Below are 14,998 nucleotides of genomic sequence, written 5' to 3'. Positions count from 1 at the left end.
CGTTCTGATTGGCAATGATTCCTTGCGGAGGAGCAAATAGATCGCTTAACCTCATCATGAATTGTCATTTATTATCCGCAGCCCTGCATGCTGAAAAAGAGAGAAGGCTTCCGGGGCGGATAAGAAACATACCGCTTTTAGAATTCGTTGCAAGCTTTGGAAGGAGGGATCCATAATGGCTGATAAACAAACCCACGAAACAGAAACAGAACTTACATTAGACCAGGTAAAAGAACAGCTTACTGAAACTGGAAAAAAACGTGGCGTTTTAACATATGAAGAAATTGCTGAACGCATGTCCAGCTTTGAAATTGAATCAGACCAAATGGATGAGTATTATGAATTTTTAGGAGAACAAGGTGTTGAATTAATTAGTGAAAATGAAGAAACGGAAGATCCTAATATTCAACAGCTTGCCAAAGCCGAAGAAGAATTTGACCTTAATGACCTCAGCGTACCGCCTGGCGTAAAGATCAATGATCCAGTCCGCATGTACCTTAAGGAAATCGGACGGGTAAATCTTCTTTCTGCTAAAGAAGAAATCACCTACGCTCAAAAAATTGAAGAGGGTGACGAGGAATCTAAACGCAGACTGGCTGAAGCAAACCTTCGTTTAGTTGTCAGCATTGCTAAACGGTATGTCGGCCGCGGCATGCTTTTCTTAGACTTGATCCAAGAAGGAAACATGGGTCTCATGAAAGCCGTCGAGAAGTTTGACTACCGTAAAGGATATAAATTCAGTACGTATGCGACTTGGTGGATCAGACAGGCGATTACACGCGCCATCGCTGACCAGGCGAGAACAATCCGTATCCCGGTTCACATGGTGGAAACCATCAACAAATTAATCCGGGTGCAGCGTCAGCTTCTTCAGGATCTTGGCAGAGAGCCGACACCGGAAGAGATTGCTGAAGACATGGATCTTACGCCTGAAAAAGTCCGTGAAATATTAAAAATTGCTCAAGAGCCTGTTTCTTTAGAAACGCCGATCGGTGAAGAAGACGACTCACATCTCGGTGACTTCATCGAAGACCAGGAAGCGACATCTCCGTCGGATCATGCGGCATATGAGCTTTTAAAAGAACAGCTGGAAGATGTGCTGGATACGTTGACAGATCGTGAAGAAAACGTGCTGCGTCTCCGTTTCGGTCTGGATGACGGACGCACAAGAACTTTGGAAGAAGTCGGCAAAGTGTTTGGAGTAACGAGAGAGCGTATTCGCCAAATTGAAGCAAAAGCGCTTCGCAAATTGAGACATCCGAGCAGAAGCAAACGTCTGAAGGATTTTCTCGAATAGAATGGAACGGGTCTTTTTGATCCGTTCTTTTTTATGTATAAGATATATGGATAATATACCTTTATTTTACTGGATAAGCATATGTTTTGCAAATGAGTTCGGAAAAAATGCGGCATGTCCTGAAAGGGGGAAAATGAGATAAGTTTATTTATATTCTTTATTGTAAGCGTATACAATTCATTATACAATAGAATAAAGATAATTTTGTGATAAACAAAACAGTTATTCTTGCTTTTTGTATAAATTGTGAAATCAATGAAATTGCTGAGCAAGACCATTTACTTTTTGTAAAAATAAGTTAGAATTAGAAGTGTTTACATAGGGGGAGAATGAAAAAGGGGGATGGAGATATGAAGTGGAATCCGCTGATTCCTTTTTTGCTCATTGCAGTTCTGGGAATAGGGCTGACTTTCTTTCTGTCAGTGAAAGGAAATGGAGATGCGCATCAGATCGCAAGCGGCGGTGAAAGCAAAAATGCCGAAAAGGAAACTGCAAACGCTTCACCTGAAGAAATTTATAAAGCGAACTGCATCACCTGTCACGGGGAAAACTATGAAGGTGTCTCAGGGCCGAACTTAAAAGGCGTCGGCAAAAGAAAAGATGTCGCTGAGATTAAAACAAAAATTGAAAAAGGCGGCAACGGGATGCCCGCGGGCCTTGTGCCGGCCGAAAAGCTGGATGACATGGCAAAATGGGTTTCTGACATTAAATAAAGCTTTACCGGTCCCTATATAAAAGACATATGAAAAACTCTATCCGCCGCTTGGATTCCGGGCGGTTTTTTTATATGATAGTAAAGGAAAAAGAACCTGAGAAAAGTTGTGATATTGTGAATGAAATGAAGTTATCGAAAAGATTGCAGTCTGTGGCGGAATATATCCCTCCGGGTGCCCTGGTTGCTGATATCGGGTCGGACCACGCGTATCTTCCTTGCTATGCCGTTTTGAATCATTTGGCAAGCCGGGCAATCGCCGGTGAAATTACAGACGGACCGTTTCTATCCGCCAAACAGCAGGTGGAAAAACTGGACTTAAGCACTCTTATCTCCGTAAGGAAAGGTGACGGGCTGAGCGTCCTTGAAAAAGGAGAAGCCGGCGCCATTACGATCGCCGGCATGGGCGGAGCGCTGATCGCTCATATTTTGGAATCGGGAAAAACGAAATTGACGGGGCGTGAACGGCTGATTCTGCAGCCGAATATTCATGCCGTTCATATAAGAGAGTGGCTGTATCAGGAAGGCTATGAACTGCTTGATGAAGTGATTCTCGAAGAAGACGGAAAGTGTTATGAAATCCTCGTTGCGGAAACTGGCGACCGTGATGCGCCTTATCGGGACGTGCCGATGGCTGCCGGAATGCTTGCGGGTCCGTTTTTGTTAAAAGAGAGGAATGAAGTGTTTCTTCGGAAATGGAGCCAGGAACTTAAGCATACTGAACAAATTTATGAACAGATCAGCCGCAGCGCAAAGCATGAAAATCATGAAAAATTAGCTGAATTGAAAGAGCGGATTTCTCTGCTGAAGGAGGTAATCGGACATGCCTAAACATGTGAACGGACAGGAAATCATCCAGCTGTTTGAACAATTTTCACCGAAGGCTTATGCGGTGGAAGGAGATAAAATCGGACTGCAGATCGGTACATTGAATAAGCCGGTGAAAAATGTCATGGTGACACTGGATGTTTTGGAACAAACGGTAGATGAAGCCATTGAGAAAAAAGTTGACTTAATTATCGCCCACCATCCGCCGATTTTTCGGCCGCTTAAACAGATCACCACTGATCAGCCGGGCGGAAGACTGATTGAGAAATGTATAAAGCATGATATTGCCGTATATGCGGCTCATACGAATCTTGATGTAGCGGACGGCGGTGTTAACGATCTGCTTGCCGAAGCTCTCGGCCTGACAGACACAGAAGTGCTCGTCCCGACATATTCGGACCCGATGAAAAAACTTGCCGTATATGTTCCGAAAGACTATGAAGAAGCTGTAAGAACCGCACTCGGCAACGCCGGAGCGGGACATATCGGCAATTACAGCCATTGCGCGTTCTCTTCTGAGGGAATCGGGAGCTTTAAGCCGCTGGAGGGGGCAGACCCGTTTATCGGACAGACGGGAGAGCTGGAACTCGTCCATGAAGTGAGACTTGAGACCGTTTTTCCGGCAAGTATGGAGAAAACCGTCGTAAAAGCGCTGAAAAAAAGCCATCCGTATGAAGAGGTAGCGTATGATATTTATCCGGTGGAGCAGTCTCCGCTTGAAAAAGGACTCGGCCGGATCGGAAAACTTCAGCAGGACATGACGCTTGAAGAGTTTGCTCTGTTTGTGAAAGAAAAGTTTGACGTTAACGGAGTCCGGATGGTCGGAGAGCGAAACAGCAAGGTGAAAAAAGTCGCGGTTCTTGGCGGTGACGGAAATAAATATATTTATCAGGCAAAGCGGAAGGGTGCAGATGTTTACGTGACGGGCGATCTTTATTTCCATGTAGCGCATGATGCGATGATGATGGGATTAAACGTTGTGGACCCTGGGCATTATGCTGAAAAGATCATGAGAAAAGGCACGGCTGAGAAGCTTACGGCAATGGCCGGAGAGAAAAACTATGACGTGCGCATTTTCGCTTCCGAAACAGATACAAACCCATTTACCTTCTTATAAAAAAACTGAGGCCCCGGGCCTCAGTTTTTTATTTTTACTTTCGGAAGGATTTTTTTAAGCGGCACACTGTGTTCAAGCTGCCATGTCGATTCATCGTTGTGGTCAAACTGCTCTAAAAAGCGGATGACTTCCTTTGTAATCGGTGTCGGTGTTGATGCGCCTGCGGTAATGGCGACGGTATTGACGTCTTTCAGCCATTCGAGCTTCAGTTCACTGATGTCTCCGATTCGGTAGGCTTTTGTTCCGGCGATTTCTTCTGACACTTGCGCCAGCCTGTTGGAGTTATTGCTTTTCGGATCACCGACAACAATGGTTAAGTCCGCTTTTTTTGCCTGCTCTGATACAGCTTCTTGACGAACCTGTGTGGCCAGGCAGATTTCCTGATGGTATTCCACGTACGGGTACTTTTCTTTGACTGATTCCATAATATCGTGGACGTCCCACTGGGACATTGTCGTTTGGTTTGTAACGATTAATTTTTCAGCCTGAATATCGAGGTTTCTCACGTCTTCCTCTGTTTCAACGAGATGCACGATTTCAGGGGCGACGCCGACGGCTCCTTCAGGCTCGGGGTGGCCTTTTTTGCCGATATAAATGACGTGATAGCCTTCCGCTTTTACTTTTCGGATTAAGTCATGTGTTTTTGTGACGTCCGGGCATGTGGCGTCAATCGTAACGAGCCCTTTTTCCTCAGCGGCTTTTCTTACTTCCGGAGATACTCCGTGAGCCGTGAAAATAACGGTTCCTTTTTCAATCTGCTTTAAAATCTCCAGACGGTTTGTGCCGTCAAGCGTGTAAATGCCGTCTTCTTCAAACGCATCTGTGACATGCTTATTGTGAACGATCATTCCGAGTATATATATAGGTCTTGGCAATGTTTTATCGAGTGACGCGTTTTTGGCTATGACCATGGCATCAACAACGCCGTAACAATAGCCGCGCGGCGAGATTTTGATAACGTCCAATGTAGATGTCCTCCTATCAAAAGTGAGTGTAGAGGCAATATAAAAAGCCGTAGTTAAACGGCTTAAATCTTGCATTCTTCTGATCTCATTATAGCTAATCTTTCGTGAGATATCAAAGAATGTTAAATATATAATTTCGGTTTTGATCTGCCCGATGTTCTTTTTGGACGCGGCCGTTCTTCTGATTTTGCTTCAGCGTCATCTTTTTCTTTTGAAGCGGATGCTTTTTCAGACGTTTTCTTTGACGTTTTAGACGAGGCGTCTGATTTGTTTTCATCTTCTGTTTCGTCTGTTTTTTCAGCTTCATCCTTTTTGTCTTGTTCGTCTGTTTCTTTTGTCTCGTCAGATTTATTCTCATCTTTATCTTCTGTCTCATCATCGTTGCTGCTTAACTGACTGTAAAGCTTCATCATGGCGGGCAGATTCCGTACTAAAGGGCCGTACTGCTGGATCATCGGCGTAACCTGCTGCGCCACGCCCAGCACCTTCTGGACGTTGCCGAGCATGCTCGACAGGGATGCCGGACTTGCCAGACTCTGAATCCCCTGCAATCCCTGCAGTCCGGCGCCTGCTCCTCCGCTGGCCGCTGTCGGAGCGGACGCGGCAGCGCTTCCTCCTGAACCGGGTAAAAAACGGGAAAGCATTCCTTTTAAGCCCCCTCCGCCTGTGCCTGCGTTTCTCAGGCCTGCTCCTGCAATCTGCTGCTGAGGGAAAAGCTGCCGGCCCTGCTGCATCAGCTGCCGGCCCGGCAATGACGGTCTTCCTCCCATCCTTATACGCGGATTCATCAACGGCCGGCCCTGCTGCGCCATATTTCTCATCGGCTGCTGTGGAAACATACTTGTACCTCCTTTCTGTCTCTCTGCTATTACAATATGCATCGGAGGGGGCATTTGCTTTTCTGTCTCGAAAACAGGATTCCCCCAAGACATGGTGTTTTTAAATAAAATCGGTTATAATGTGATGATGGACACAGAATGTGCCGCTTTAAGGAGCTGGGAAAAATGAAAGAAACTAAATTTGATGGATACAACTTAAAACCGTTTATTATAGATGCAGTTCACCGCCTTGGTTTTTATGAACCGACAGATATTCAAAAGCGGCTGATACCTGCCGTACTGAAAAACGAAAGCGTGATCGGGCAGTCCCAGACGGGGACGGGGAAAACCCACGCCTATTTATTGCCAATTTTGAATCGGATTGATCCGGGTTCTGATACGGTGCAGGCTGTTATCACGGCGCCGACGAGAGAGCTTGCCAATCAGATTCATCAGGAAGCGCTCAAAATCACACAGGGTGCGGAAGATGAGCCGATCCGGACAAAATGCTTCATCGGCGGGACGGACAAGCAAAAATCAATTGATAAGCTGAAAACACAGCCTCATCTCGTCGTCGGAACGCCGGGCCGGATCGCGGATCTGATTAAGGCGCAGGCATTGAACGTCTATAAAGCGCAGTCTCTCGTCATTGACGAAGCTGATCTGATGCTTGACATGGGCTTTTTAGAAGACGTTGATTATATCGGATCGCGGATGCCGGAAGAACTTCAGATGCTTGTGTTCTCAGCTACGATTCCGGAAAAGCTGAAGCCGTTTTTGAAAAAGTATATGGAAAATCCGAAGTACGCGCATGTTGAGCCGAAAAGAATCACAGCCGAAAAGATTGAACATGTTTTGGTTCCTTCTAAACAGCGTGATAAAGACAAACTGCTTTTTGATATGATGTCTCATCTGAACCCTTATCTGGGCATTGTGTTTGCCAATACGAAAAACACGGCTGACCATATTGCGAAATACCTGACTGAAAAGGGCATGAGGATCGGTCTTCTGCACGGGGGATTAACGCCGCGTGAGCGTAAGAAGGTAATGAAGCAGATTAATGATCTGGAATTCACTTATGTCATTGCGACAGACCTTGCGGCAAGAGGAATTGACATTAAAGGCGTAAGCCACGTCATCAACTATGAGCTTCCGGACGATCTGGATTTTTATGTTCACCGCGTCGGGAGAACCGCACGCGCCGGTTCATCAGGCCAAGCACTGACCATTTATGAGCTTTCTGACGAAGATGCGCTCGTAAGACTCGAAAAGATGGGTATTGTGTTTGAATATGCGGAGCTTGTAAACGGCGAATGGAAGAAAGGCGATGACCGCCACCGCCGCAAAAATCGCAAAAAGACGGCAAATGAGGCTGACCAAATGGCGAAACGCCTTGTGAAAAAGCCGAAAAAAGTAAAGCCGGGCTATAAAAAGAAAATGAGCTACGAAATGGAAAAAATCAGAAAGAAGCAGAGAAGAAACCAATCTAACAGAGGAAAGTAGGGGGAATCGGGTTGCTGAAATTAGGCTCACACGTCTCAATGAGCGGAAAACATATGCTCCTTGCCGCAAGCAAGGAAGCCGTTTCATACGGGGCGAACACATTTATGATCTATACGGGCGCTCCCCAAAATACGCGCCGCAAAAAAATTGAAGACTTGAATATTGAAGCGGGCCGCGCCCATATGAAGGAAAACGGCATCGACGAGATTGTCGTGCATGCGCCGTACATCATTAACATCGGAAATACGACAAATCCGGCAACGTTTGAGCTGGGCGTTGATTTTCTGCGTTCTGAAATTGAAAGAACGGCAGCGATCGGCGCGAAACAGATCGTGCTTCATCCAGGGGCGCATGTCGGAGCCGGGGCTGAGACGGGCATCAAAAAAATCATTGAAGGTTTAAACGAAGTGATTGTTCCCGGTCAACACGTGCAGATTGCGCTGGAGACAATGGCGGGCAAAGGATCAGAATGCGGAAGAAGCTTTGAAGAGCTGGCCGAGATCATTTCGGGGGTTACGCATAATGAACATCTATCCGTCTGCTTTGACACTTGTCACACCCATGATGCAGGATATGATGTCGCCAATGATTTTGACGGCGTTCTTAACGAGTTTGATAAAATCGTCGGTATCGATCGGATAAAAGTCCTTCATGTGAATGACAGTAAGAATATTAAAGGCGCCCGGAAAGACCGCCATGAAAATATCGGGTTCGGAGAGATCGGTTTTGACGCTCTGCAGTACATCGTTCATCACGAGCAGCTTGCCGATATTCCGAAAATCCTCGAAACACCGTATGTAGGCGAAGACAAGAAAAATAAGAAGCCGCCGTACCGTTTTGAAATCGAAATGCTGAAAGAAAAGCAGTTTGATCAGGAGCTTCTTAAAAAAATATCAGCTCAATAAAAAAGGAGGGGGAATTGCCCCTCCTTTTTTACCCTGAGAATTGATTGAAAAGTTCGTCAACTTTCCGAGCCGTTTCTTTTGAGGTTATCGTTTCCACTTTTTTCAGCAGGCGAAGCCGCTCCTGTTCATCAAAAATATTGACGTTTTTTCCGTGCATCAGAGCCGCTACCTCAGCCGCTTGACTTCTCGTAATGCTGATTCCGTATTGCTTGGAATATTTCAGAAGATCGTCCGCAGTGACTTGATTGAGCCGCTGCAAAATAATTCTTTGTATTAAAATCATCGATACTTTCACCTCTTTAGACATAATGTATTGAGCAAATCATTAAAATGTTACGGCTTTTAATGGTAAAATGAAGTTGCTTACTGTTTAAAATAGTTATTACAGGAAAGGAGATTTTATGACCCCAAATAAACAGCATAAAAGAGAATCATTTTTACACTTTATCTTCAGGGTCATCATGATTCTGATCGGGGCGGGTTCAGCCGCTGTAAGTATTGAATTGTTTCTGGTCCCTAATAATTTTATCGACGGAGGCATTATCGGTGTTTCATTAATTTTAGACCACCTCTTTATGTCCAATCCCCTCCTCAATTTCGCCTTATTCGTTGTGTTACTCAACATTCCATTTATGATTTTCGGATATAAATATATCGGAAAAACATTTCTCATCTCTACTGTTATCGGAATCGTCGGTTTAGCGCTGATTGAATCCTCCTTGCACCATGTGGAGGCCATTACGACCCAGCCTATTTTGGCGACGGTATTCGGCGGGCTTTTGCTCGGTTTCGGGGTAGGCCTTGTCATCCGAAACGGAGGCTCGATGGACGGTACTGAAATACTCGGTATCCTTCTCACAAAAAAGCTGCCCTTCTCAGTCGGAGAATTCGTTATGCTCATCAATGTGTTTATTTTTATTTGGGCCGGTTTTGTGTTCGGTCCGGAGCAGGCGATGTATTCTTTCATGACTTATTATATTGCCATGAAAACGATTGACGCCGTGATCCAGGGGCTTGATGAAACAAAAGCGGTCATTATTGTGGCAGATCAGTATGCGGAAATTTCAGACGCAATCTTGCACCGGCTTGGAAGGGGAACCACCAAGCTTCAGGGAAAAGGCGGATATACGGATGAAACCAAAGAAGTCATTTACGCGGTCGTGACAAGGCTTGAAGTGACTAAATTGAAGTCCATTGTGTTTGAAATTGATAAAAACGCCTTTATTACGATCATGAATACCCATGAAACGAGGGGCGGTAAGTTCAAAACCGCGATTCACTAGGCTTTCATTTACTTTTCATCATTTTATAGGTATAATTTGATACATCATAAGAAAATGGCCTGCTGTTCAGACAGCTGCCATTTTCTTTTTGGAGCGATACCGTGTTGTAAAGGGGAGGTCCTCATGAACGTACAAGAAGCGTTGAACCTGCTGAAAGAAAAAGGGTATAAATATACGAGTAAGCGAGAAGACATGCTGCAGCTTTTTGCTGATTCTGATAAATATCTGACCGCCAAAAACGTGCTTGCCGCATTAAATGACGACTATCCGGGTCTGAGCTTTGATACCATATACAGAAATCTTTCGTTATATGAAGAACTCGGCATTTTGGAAACGACGGAGCTTTCCGGAGAAAAACTGTTCCGTTTTACATGCTCTTATACCCATCATCATCACCATTTTATCTGTTTAACCTGCGGGAAAACGAAGGAAATTGAGTCCTGTCCGATGGATAAGCTGCACGATGATTTGGAAGGGTATGAAATCAGCGGCCATAAGTTTGAAATTTACGGCACCTGTCCGGCGTGCCGATAAAAAACCTCCTGCTTATACAGGAGGTTTTTTTCAGCTTTTCACATGCTGAAAGCTATGTTTGTTTTTATTAATCCAGGCGACGGCTTCAAGCCAATTCTGCACCCTGATAATATTGGAATCGATGGGGAGCTGATTATATGGGGAGTTAAAAAGGATAACCGGAATGCCTGCTTCTTTTGCGATCATTGTTGCATTGCCGTGGTGATCTTCGAAAAATAAATCAATGCCGTGTTTTTTGACGGCTTCCACTTTGTGATGGCCTCCGACAAGCTCAATGTGATCGTAATGAATGTCCCGGTTTGCAAACCAGTCCAGCGTAACATCTTCTAAGTGGCCGCGTCTTGCCGTAATGTAGATCAGACGGTGCTCTTCTTTCAGTCCGTCCAGTGCCTGCTTGGCAAATTCCGCGAGCTTCGCTTCTTTATATATGGCTGCTTCATGAACGTTCATCCATTCCCAAAATTCCTCGTCTGTAATGTTCAAAAGCTTCGTCAGATCATAATCAGTCATATCATCCAAGGTAATGGAAAGATGAAATGAGCGGTTTAAATAAGGGACAAATGTATCCTGTGCCGTAACTGTGCCGTCAATATCTATACCTAACCGTAACATGTCCACACTCCTATAAATTCATCCCTTCAAGTGTAACATAAACAATTAACAATACCAGAAAAGTTTAGCAAACATGAATCCGTAAAAAACGCGGAAACTAAAAAAGCTCCTTTCATAAAAGAAAAAGGGGGAATTGAAGGTGGCATACGATTACGAAAATCGAAAAGGCAACGACTACTATGTGGATCATGGATCGGAAGGAACCGATATCACGCGTGATGTTTATTCAGAAGAAACAGCGGCTGAAATTTCAGAGCCATATCGTGCTTCTGACCGGGCAGCAGACCGTGATGATAACCGGGACGGAGTAAGTGAAGGCCGGGGGATAGGGTATGCAGCATTGGCTATTTCTATCATTTCCCTGTTTGTGCTCCCTGTTTTATTAGGGGCATGCGGCATTATCGTCGGCTATATCGCCAGAAGAAGAGGAGCAGGCGCTTTAGGCGGATGGGCGATGGGAATCGGTATTGTTTCCCTTGTGCTCGGCATCTTCATTACACCGTTTTTTTAACACAACGCAAAAAAAAAGCTTGGCGGAATATCCGTCAAGCTTTTTGTGTTTCTTGTTCTGCTTTTGCTTTTTCCGCTTCAAGCTTTGCGTAGTGTTCTTCTGCCAGCTTGTCGATTTCTTTTTTCAGCTCATCGACCATGGTTTCTTCAGGGACTTTGCGGACGATTTGGCCTTTGCGGAAAAGAAGGCCTTCGCCGCGCGCACCGGCAATCCCGATATCGGCTTCTCTTGCTTCACCCGGTCCGTTAACGGCGCATCCGAGAACGGCTACTTTAATCGGCGCTTTGACTTTAGAAATGTATTCTTCCACTTCATTTGCGATGCTGATAAGATCAATTTCGATCCGTCCGCATGTCGGGCATGAAATAAGCGTAGCCGCGTTTGAAGCAAGACCGAATGATTTCAGCAGTTCTCTGGCTACTTTTACTTCTTCAACCGGGTCGGCGCTCAGAGAGATCCGGAGCGTGTTTCCGATTCCTTTGCTTAAAATCGCTCCGAGTCCGGCCGCGCTTTTTACCGTTCCGGCAAACAGCGTGCCCGATTCTGTAATTCCGAGGTGGAGCGGATAATCAAATGCTTTTGACGCTTTTTCGTATGCTTCTATGGCTAGATTGACGTCAGACGCTTTCATGCTGACGATGATGTCATGAAAGTCAAGGTCTTCCAGGATTTTGATATGATGAAGCGCACTCTCAACCATTCCGTCAGCAGTCGGATAGCCGTATTTTTCTAAAATGCGTTTTTCCAAAGAACCCGCGTTTACGCCGATCCGGATCGGAATTCCTTTTTCTTTCGCCGCTTTTACGACGGCTTCCACTTTTTCGCGGCGGCCGATGTTACCCGGGTTGATTCTGATTTTGTCGGCGCCGCCCTCAATTGCTTTTAATGCAAGCTTGTAGTCAAAATGAATATCGACAACGAGAGGGATGGAAATTTGTTTTTTGATGTCGGCAATCGCGTTAGCGGCGCGTTCGTCCGGACATGCCACCCGGACAATTTGGCAGCCGGCTTCGGCTAAACGGTTGATTTCCGCAACTGTTGCTTCTACGTCGTGTGTTTTGGTCGTCGTCATACTCTGAATGACGACTTCGTTATTTCCGCCTATTGTTAAAGGTCCCACTTTGACGGGACGCGTTTTTGTACGATGTGTGATTTCACTCACTTGTCAATCGCTCCTTAATTGTAGTTACCGTTTTTGCAGGCTGAGCCTTTTACATGTCAGGCAACTTCTATTTACATGTTATATTGTAACAGTGTATTTGCCGAACTGACAAGAAATTAACGTTTAATTGCGGTAGACGGGGAATTTATAAGCGGTGCCTGCCTGAATGGCGTTTGCTTTTACATTCGGATTCAGCGCTTCAAAATCTTGTGCAATATCATCTGGCGCTTTATGTGCGCCGACTATCGACATCACCGTATCGCCTTTTTTGACCGTAACCGTTCTGTATGAAGCTTCTTGTTGGGCTGGCTGTGCCGCCGCTGCGTATGCCGGAAGGTCTTGAGAAGGGATCGTGCCGATTTTAAGATCGTAAAAGATAATGAATATCACAAATAAACTGCCGAATACAAAAGTAAGCCGCTTCATTCAAACCGCCTCCCGCATACATTTTTACTTCATTGTATGCTTGTCCCATTTTGTTCATGACAAAAAAGAAGACCGCCGGGGGCAGTCTTTGTTACACAGCTGTTTTTCTTCGCGGTATCTCTTTTAAGACGAGGAAAAGGATGATAAAGTTTACAAACCAATTCACTAAAAATTCACTCGGCACCGTAATAACAAGCGCGCGCATGATCGTAAAGAATATGGTCGAAAGTGTAATTGAATAAGCCGAAAGCTTCCAGAGCTGCTGGTAATTCAATGTCTTTCTTTGCGCATTTTTCAATATCAGGCCGATGACGGCGAGAAATGATACTTCAATGAATTTTCCGGCCGCTGTCATGATGAACAGCAGAACGGACAGGACGGTGACGATCATTGTTTTATTTTGGTTTAATGCTGATATGATTTCTTTTTTTGTGATATCGGCAGGCATCAGCGAATAATTCATTTCTGTCGCCTGTCCGTCTACAGCAAGCACCATTTTATTTTTCAAAATGCCGATCGCATTTTGTTTCGCCGCTATTTGTTTCGCGCGGTAAGCATCTGTGGGATCAAACACGATGACGAACCCGTTCGCTTCCGTTTCCTTAGAGGCGGATGCTTTCGTCTGCAATTCTCCGTTTGAAATGCTGAAATCAGGGAAATCTTTCTTTAACACGGTTTTGAAACCGTTCATTGAGTTTACGGTGCCGGAGCAAAGGTAATAAGCGCTTGGCAGCGTAAAAAGGACAGACAGCAAAAATACATAAAGGATCGCTTTTCCTATCCCCTGAAACCGTGTTTTTGCAATATCTGCCGGAGAGTATGTACTTTTCAATAAAGCCGTAAATATGTTCAACATCTTCACTTCCTAGCCTAAACTGGTATATGTTGCTTATTGTATCGTTCACAGGGGATGAACACAAGTGAGAGTATTTAAAGCGGTGATAAGGAATCATACATAATAAGATAAAGCGGGAAGCGGTGATCGCCCGCAAAACAAAGGAGGGTGTTTTTGTCATGAGTGTTTTGTATTGGCTGATTATCATTGCGGTCTTCGTCATTGCTTTTATCGGGCTTGTATATCCGGTGATTCCAAGCGTTATTTTTATTGTGGCCGGTTTTCTTCTCTACGGATTTTTGTTTTCCTTCAGTCCTTATTCTTACCTGTTTTGGCTCATTGAGGCGGTATTTGCGGCCGTTTTATTTGCAGCTGATTATGTGTCAAATTTACTTGGCGTTAAAAGGTACGGAGGAAGCAGGGCGGCAATCTGGGGAAGCACGATCGGATTGTTGATCGGGCCCTTCGTTATTCCTGTGGCAGGCATTATAATAGGCCCGTTTATCGGTGCTGTCTGCGCTGAGGTGTTTGTTCATCAAAAGGATATCAAGTCCGCGGCAAAAGTGGGGCTCGGCTCGTTAATCGGCTTTTTAACAAGCGTGGCGGCAAAAGGCGTCATTCAGCTCTTTATGATCGGATATTTCTTATGGACGGTGCTTTAGAAAGGTTTAATTTCGGCAGTGAACGGATAAAGTGTAATATGTCTGCTGGAATCGCCGGATTGTGAGCTTTTTCATTGATTACCATGCTTTCTTTTGTTACATTGAGATTAGAAAAGTTCGCGTTAAGCGGCATTTCAGTACATATATTTAAAGGAGGAAAAAAATTATGGCTTACAAACTTCCAGAATTGCCTTACGCTTATGATGCTTTAGAACCTCATATCGATAAGGAAACGATGACGATTCATCATACGAAGCACCATAACACATACGTGACAAACCTCAACAAAGCGATCGAAGGATCAGCGCTTGCAGAGAAATCTGTAGATGAGCTTGTTGCTGATTTGAACGCAGTGCCGGAGGACATCCGCACAGCTGTCCGCAACAATGGCGGCGGACATGCCAACCACTCTTTATTCTGGACTCTTTTATCTCCGAACGGCGGAGGCGAACCGACTGGTGAGCTTGCTGAAGAGATCAAAAGCACGTTCGGAAGCTTCGATCAATTTAAAGAAAAATTCGCCGCAGCAGCTGCCGGCCGTTTCGGTTCAGGCTGGGCTTGGCTTGTTGTAAACAACGGCAAACTTGAAATTACAAGCACGCCAAACCAAGATTCACCGCTTTCAGAGGGTAAAACGCCTGTCCTCGGTCTTGATGTTTGGGAGCATGCGTACTACCTGAACTACCAAAACCGCCGTCCTGATTACATTTCAGCTTTCTGGAATGTTGTGAACTGGGATGAAGTTGCCCGTCTTTACAGCGAAGCAAAATAAATAGTTCGATCAAACAAGGTCTCCCGCGGGAGGCCTTGTTTTTTTATTGACTTTGA

General features: G+C 45.1%; 18 protein-coding genes. 11 read left to right on the top strand and 7 right to left on the bottom strand.

From position 1 onward, the window contains the following. The first annotated feature begins 175 nt into the window (after positions 1 to 175). From rpoD to NYE38_RS12380, 4 genes are all read left to right on the top strand, one after another. The gene (rpoD, locus tag NYE38_RS12395) at positions 176 to 1,297 is read left to right on the top strand and encodes an RNA polymerase sigma factor RpoD (RefSeq protein ID WP_003152998.1); all 1,122 of its coding nucleotides are present in this window, start codon (positions 176 to 178) and stop codon (positions 1,295 to 1,297) included. Positions 1,298 to 1,647: 350 nt separating this feature from the next. Next, the gene (gene cccA / locus NYE38_RS12390; protein ID WP_017418167.1) at positions 1,648 to 2,010 is read left to right on the top strand and encodes a cytochrome c550; all 363 of its coding nucleotides are present in this window, start codon (positions 1,648 to 1,650) and stop codon (positions 2,008 to 2,010) included. 125 nt (positions 2,011 to 2,135) lie between these two features. Beyond that, positions 2,136 to 2,840, top strand: a complete 705-nt coding sequence (locus tag NYE38_RS12385; protein WP_032860295.1) for a tRNA (adenine(22)-N(1))-methyltransferase TrmK — start codon at positions 2,136 to 2,138, stop codon at positions 2,838 to 2,840. Further along, positions 2,833 to 3,954: a Nif3-like dinuclear metal center hexameric protein gene (locus tag NYE38_RS12380; RefSeq protein ID WP_017418165.1), complete on the top strand. Its 1,122-nt coding sequence runs from the start codon at positions 2,833 to 2,835 to the stop codon at positions 3,952 to 3,954. The genes NYE38_RS12385 and NYE38_RS12380 overlap by 8 nt, the downstream gene beginning before the upstream one ends. A 20-nt stretch (positions 3,955 to 3,974) precedes the next feature. On the opposite strand, the gene NYE38_RS12375 is transcribed toward NYE38_RS12380, so the two are convergent. Together NYE38_RS12375 and vrrA are read right to left on the bottom strand one after the other, a co-directional pair. Then, a complete protein-coding gene (locus NYE38_RS12375; RefSeq protein ID WP_017418164.1) occupies positions 3,975 to 4,919 on the bottom strand; it encodes a 4-hydroxy-3-methylbut-2-enyl diphosphate reductase in 945 nt (314 codons plus the stop codon). Between the two features lie 122 nt (positions 4,920 to 5,041). Continuing rightward, positions 5,042 to 5,758, bottom strand: a complete 717-nt coding sequence (vrrA, locus tag NYE38_RS12370) for a VrrA/YqfQ family protein (RefSeq protein WP_017418163.1) — start codon at positions 5,756 to 5,758, stop codon at positions 5,042 to 5,044. Positions 5,759 to 5,923: 165 nt separating this feature from the next. On the opposite strand from vrrA, the gene NYE38_RS12365 reads away from it, so the two are divergent. Beyond that, entirely contained in the window at positions 5,924 to 7,240 is a 1,317-nt protein-coding gene (locus NYE38_RS12365; protein WP_017418162.1) for a DEAD/DEAH box helicase, read from the top strand. 11 nt (positions 7,241 to 7,251) lie between these two features. Further along, on the top strand, positions 7,252 to 8,145 hold the full coding sequence (locus NYE38_RS12360; protein WP_017418161.1) for a deoxyribonuclease IV: 894 nt from the start codon (positions 7,252 to 7,254) through the stop codon (positions 8,143 to 8,145). Between the two features lie 28 nt (positions 8,146 to 8,173). On the opposite strand, the gene NYE38_RS12355 is transcribed toward NYE38_RS12360, so the two are convergent. Next, positions 8,174 to 8,428, bottom strand: a complete 255-nt coding sequence (locus NYE38_RS12355; RefSeq protein ID WP_017418160.1) for a DUF2624 domain-containing protein — start codon at positions 8,426 to 8,428, stop codon at positions 8,174 to 8,176. 118 nt (positions 8,429 to 8,546) lie between these two features. Between NYE38_RS12355 and NYE38_RS12350 the strand changes: the two genes are divergently transcribed. Then, complete coding sequence (locus NYE38_RS12350; protein WP_017418159.1) at positions 8,547 to 9,428, top strand: YitT family protein; 882 nt, start codon at positions 8,547 to 8,549, stop codon at positions 9,426 to 9,428. Positions 9,429 to 9,551: 123 nt separating this feature from the next. Then, positions 9,552 to 9,962, top strand: a complete 411-nt coding sequence (locus NYE38_RS12345) for a Fur family transcriptional regulator (protein ID WP_003153018.1) — start codon at positions 9,552 to 9,554, stop codon at positions 9,960 to 9,962. 30 nt (positions 9,963 to 9,992) lie between these two features. Here NYE38_RS12345 and NYE38_RS12340 read toward each other — a convergent pair whose 3' ends face one another. After that, positions 9,993 to 10,574: a nucleotidase gene (locus tag NYE38_RS12340; protein WP_007408297.1), complete on the bottom strand. Its 582-nt coding sequence runs from the start codon at positions 10,572 to 10,574 to the stop codon at positions 9,993 to 9,995. A 133-nt stretch (positions 10,575 to 10,707) separates the two neighbouring features. Between NYE38_RS12340 and NYE38_RS12335 the strand changes: the two genes are divergently transcribed. Then, entirely contained in the window at positions 10,708 to 11,085 is a 378-nt protein-coding gene (locus NYE38_RS12335; protein ID WP_087920773.1) for a DUF308 domain-containing protein, read from the top strand. A 34-nt stretch (positions 11,086 to 11,119) separates the two neighbouring features. Here NYE38_RS12335 and ispG read toward each other — a convergent pair whose 3' ends face one another. The 3 genes from ispG to NYE38_RS12320 all read right to left on the bottom strand — a co-directional run bounded on the left by ispG (position 11,120) and on the right by NYE38_RS12320 (position 13,529). Next, the gene (gene ispG, locus NYE38_RS12330) at positions 11,120 to 12,238 is read right to left on the bottom strand and encodes a flavodoxin-dependent (E)-4-hydroxy-3-methylbut-2-enyl-diphosphate synthase (RefSeq protein ID WP_170616544.1); all 1,119 of its coding nucleotides are present in this window, start codon (positions 12,236 to 12,238) and stop codon (positions 11,120 to 11,122) included. Between the two features lie 132 nt (positions 12,239 to 12,370). Beyond that, the gene (locus NYE38_RS12325; protein ID WP_003153022.1) at positions 12,371 to 12,673 is read right to left on the bottom strand and encodes a LysM domain-containing protein; all 303 of its coding nucleotides are present in this window, start codon (positions 12,671 to 12,673) and stop codon (positions 12,371 to 12,373) included. A gap of 91 nt (positions 12,674 to 12,764) precedes the next feature. After that, positions 12,765 to 13,529: a DUF1189 domain-containing protein gene (locus tag NYE38_RS12320; protein ID WP_017418158.1), complete on the bottom strand. Its 765-nt coding sequence runs from the start codon at positions 13,527 to 13,529 to the stop codon at positions 12,765 to 12,767. Positions 13,530 to 13,687: 158 nt separating this feature from the next. Between NYE38_RS12320 and NYE38_RS12315 the strand changes: the two genes are divergently transcribed. Both NYE38_RS12315 and sodA read left to right on the top strand, forming a co-directional pair. Then, positions 13,688 to 14,170: a DUF456 domain-containing protein gene (locus NYE38_RS12315; protein ID WP_017418157.1), complete on the top strand. Its 483-nt coding sequence runs from the start codon at positions 13,688 to 13,690 to the stop codon at positions 14,168 to 14,170. 166 nt (positions 14,171 to 14,336) lie between these two features. Beyond that, positions 14,337 to 14,942 (top strand): superoxide dismutase SodA, encoded by a 606-nt coding sequence (gene sodA, locus NYE38_RS12310; RefSeq protein WP_003153025.1) that lies wholly within the window; start codon positions 14,337 to 14,339, stop codon positions 14,940 to 14,942. The last annotated feature ends 56 nt before the right edge of the window (positions 14,943 to 14,998 follow it).

The organism is Bacillus sp. EU63 (genome assembly GCF_038592915.1).
Lineage (GTDB): Bacteria > Bacillota > Bacilli > Bacillales > Bacillaceae > Bacillus > Bacillus velezensis.
Note: the sequence above shows the minus strand (reverse complement) of the source record. Positions and strands in the feature narration are given on the sequence as shown.

What these genes read in the sequence shown, in the direction of transcription:
- rpoD (WP_003152998.1), top strand. Translation starts at nt 176, where the DNA reads ATGGCTGATAAACAAACCCACGAAACAGAAACAGAACTTACATTAGAC.
- cccA (WP_017418167.1), top strand. Translation starts at nt 1,648, where the DNA reads ATGAAGTGGAATCCGCTGATTCCTTTTTTGCTCATTGCAGTTCTGGGA.
- NYE38_RS12385 (WP_032860295.1), top strand. Translation starts at nt 2,136, where the DNA reads ATGAAGTTATCGAAAAGATTGCAGTCTGTGGCGGAATATATCCCTCCG.
- NYE38_RS12380 (WP_017418165.1), top strand. Translation starts at nt 2,833, where the DNA reads ATGCCTAAACATGTGAACGGACAGGAAATCATCCAGCTGTTTGAACAA.
- vrrA (WP_017418163.1), bottom strand. Translation starts at nt 5,758, where the DNA reads ATGTTTCCACAGCAGCCGATGAGAAATATGGCGCAGCAGGGCCGGCCG.
- NYE38_RS12365 (WP_017418162.1), top strand. Translation starts at nt 5,924, where the DNA reads ATGAAAGAAACTAAATTTGATGGATACAACTTAAAACCGTTTATTATA.
- NYE38_RS12355 (WP_017418160.1), bottom strand. Translation starts at nt 8,428, where the DNA reads ATGATTTTAATACAAAGAATTATTTTGCAGCGGCTCAATCAAGTCACT.
- NYE38_RS12350 (WP_017418159.1), top strand. Translation starts at nt 8,547, where the DNA reads ATGACCCCAAATAAACAGCATAAAAGAGAATCATTTTTACACTTTATC.
- NYE38_RS12345 (WP_003153018.1), top strand. Translation starts at nt 9,552, where the DNA reads ATGAACGTACAAGAAGCGTTGAACCTGCTGAAAGAAAAAGGGTATAAA.
- NYE38_RS12340 (WP_007408297.1), bottom strand. Translation starts at nt 10,574, where the DNA reads ATGTTACGGTTAGGTATAGATATTGACGGCACAGTTACGGCACAGGAT.
- NYE38_RS12325 (WP_003153022.1), bottom strand. Translation starts at nt 12,673, where the DNA reads ATGAAGCGGCTTACTTTTGTATTCGGCAGTTTATTTGTGATATTCATT.
- NYE38_RS12320 (WP_017418158.1), bottom strand. Translation starts at nt 13,529, where the DNA reads ATGTTGAACATATTTACGGCTTTATTGAAAAGTACATACTCTCCGGCA.
- NYE38_RS12315 (WP_017418157.1), top strand. Translation starts at nt 13,688, where the DNA reads ATGAGTGTTTTGTATTGGCTGATTATCATTGCGGTCTTCGTCATTGCT.
- sodA (WP_003153025.1), top strand. Translation starts at nt 14,337, where the DNA reads ATGGCTTACAAACTTCCAGAATTGCCTTACGCTTATGATGCTTTAGAA.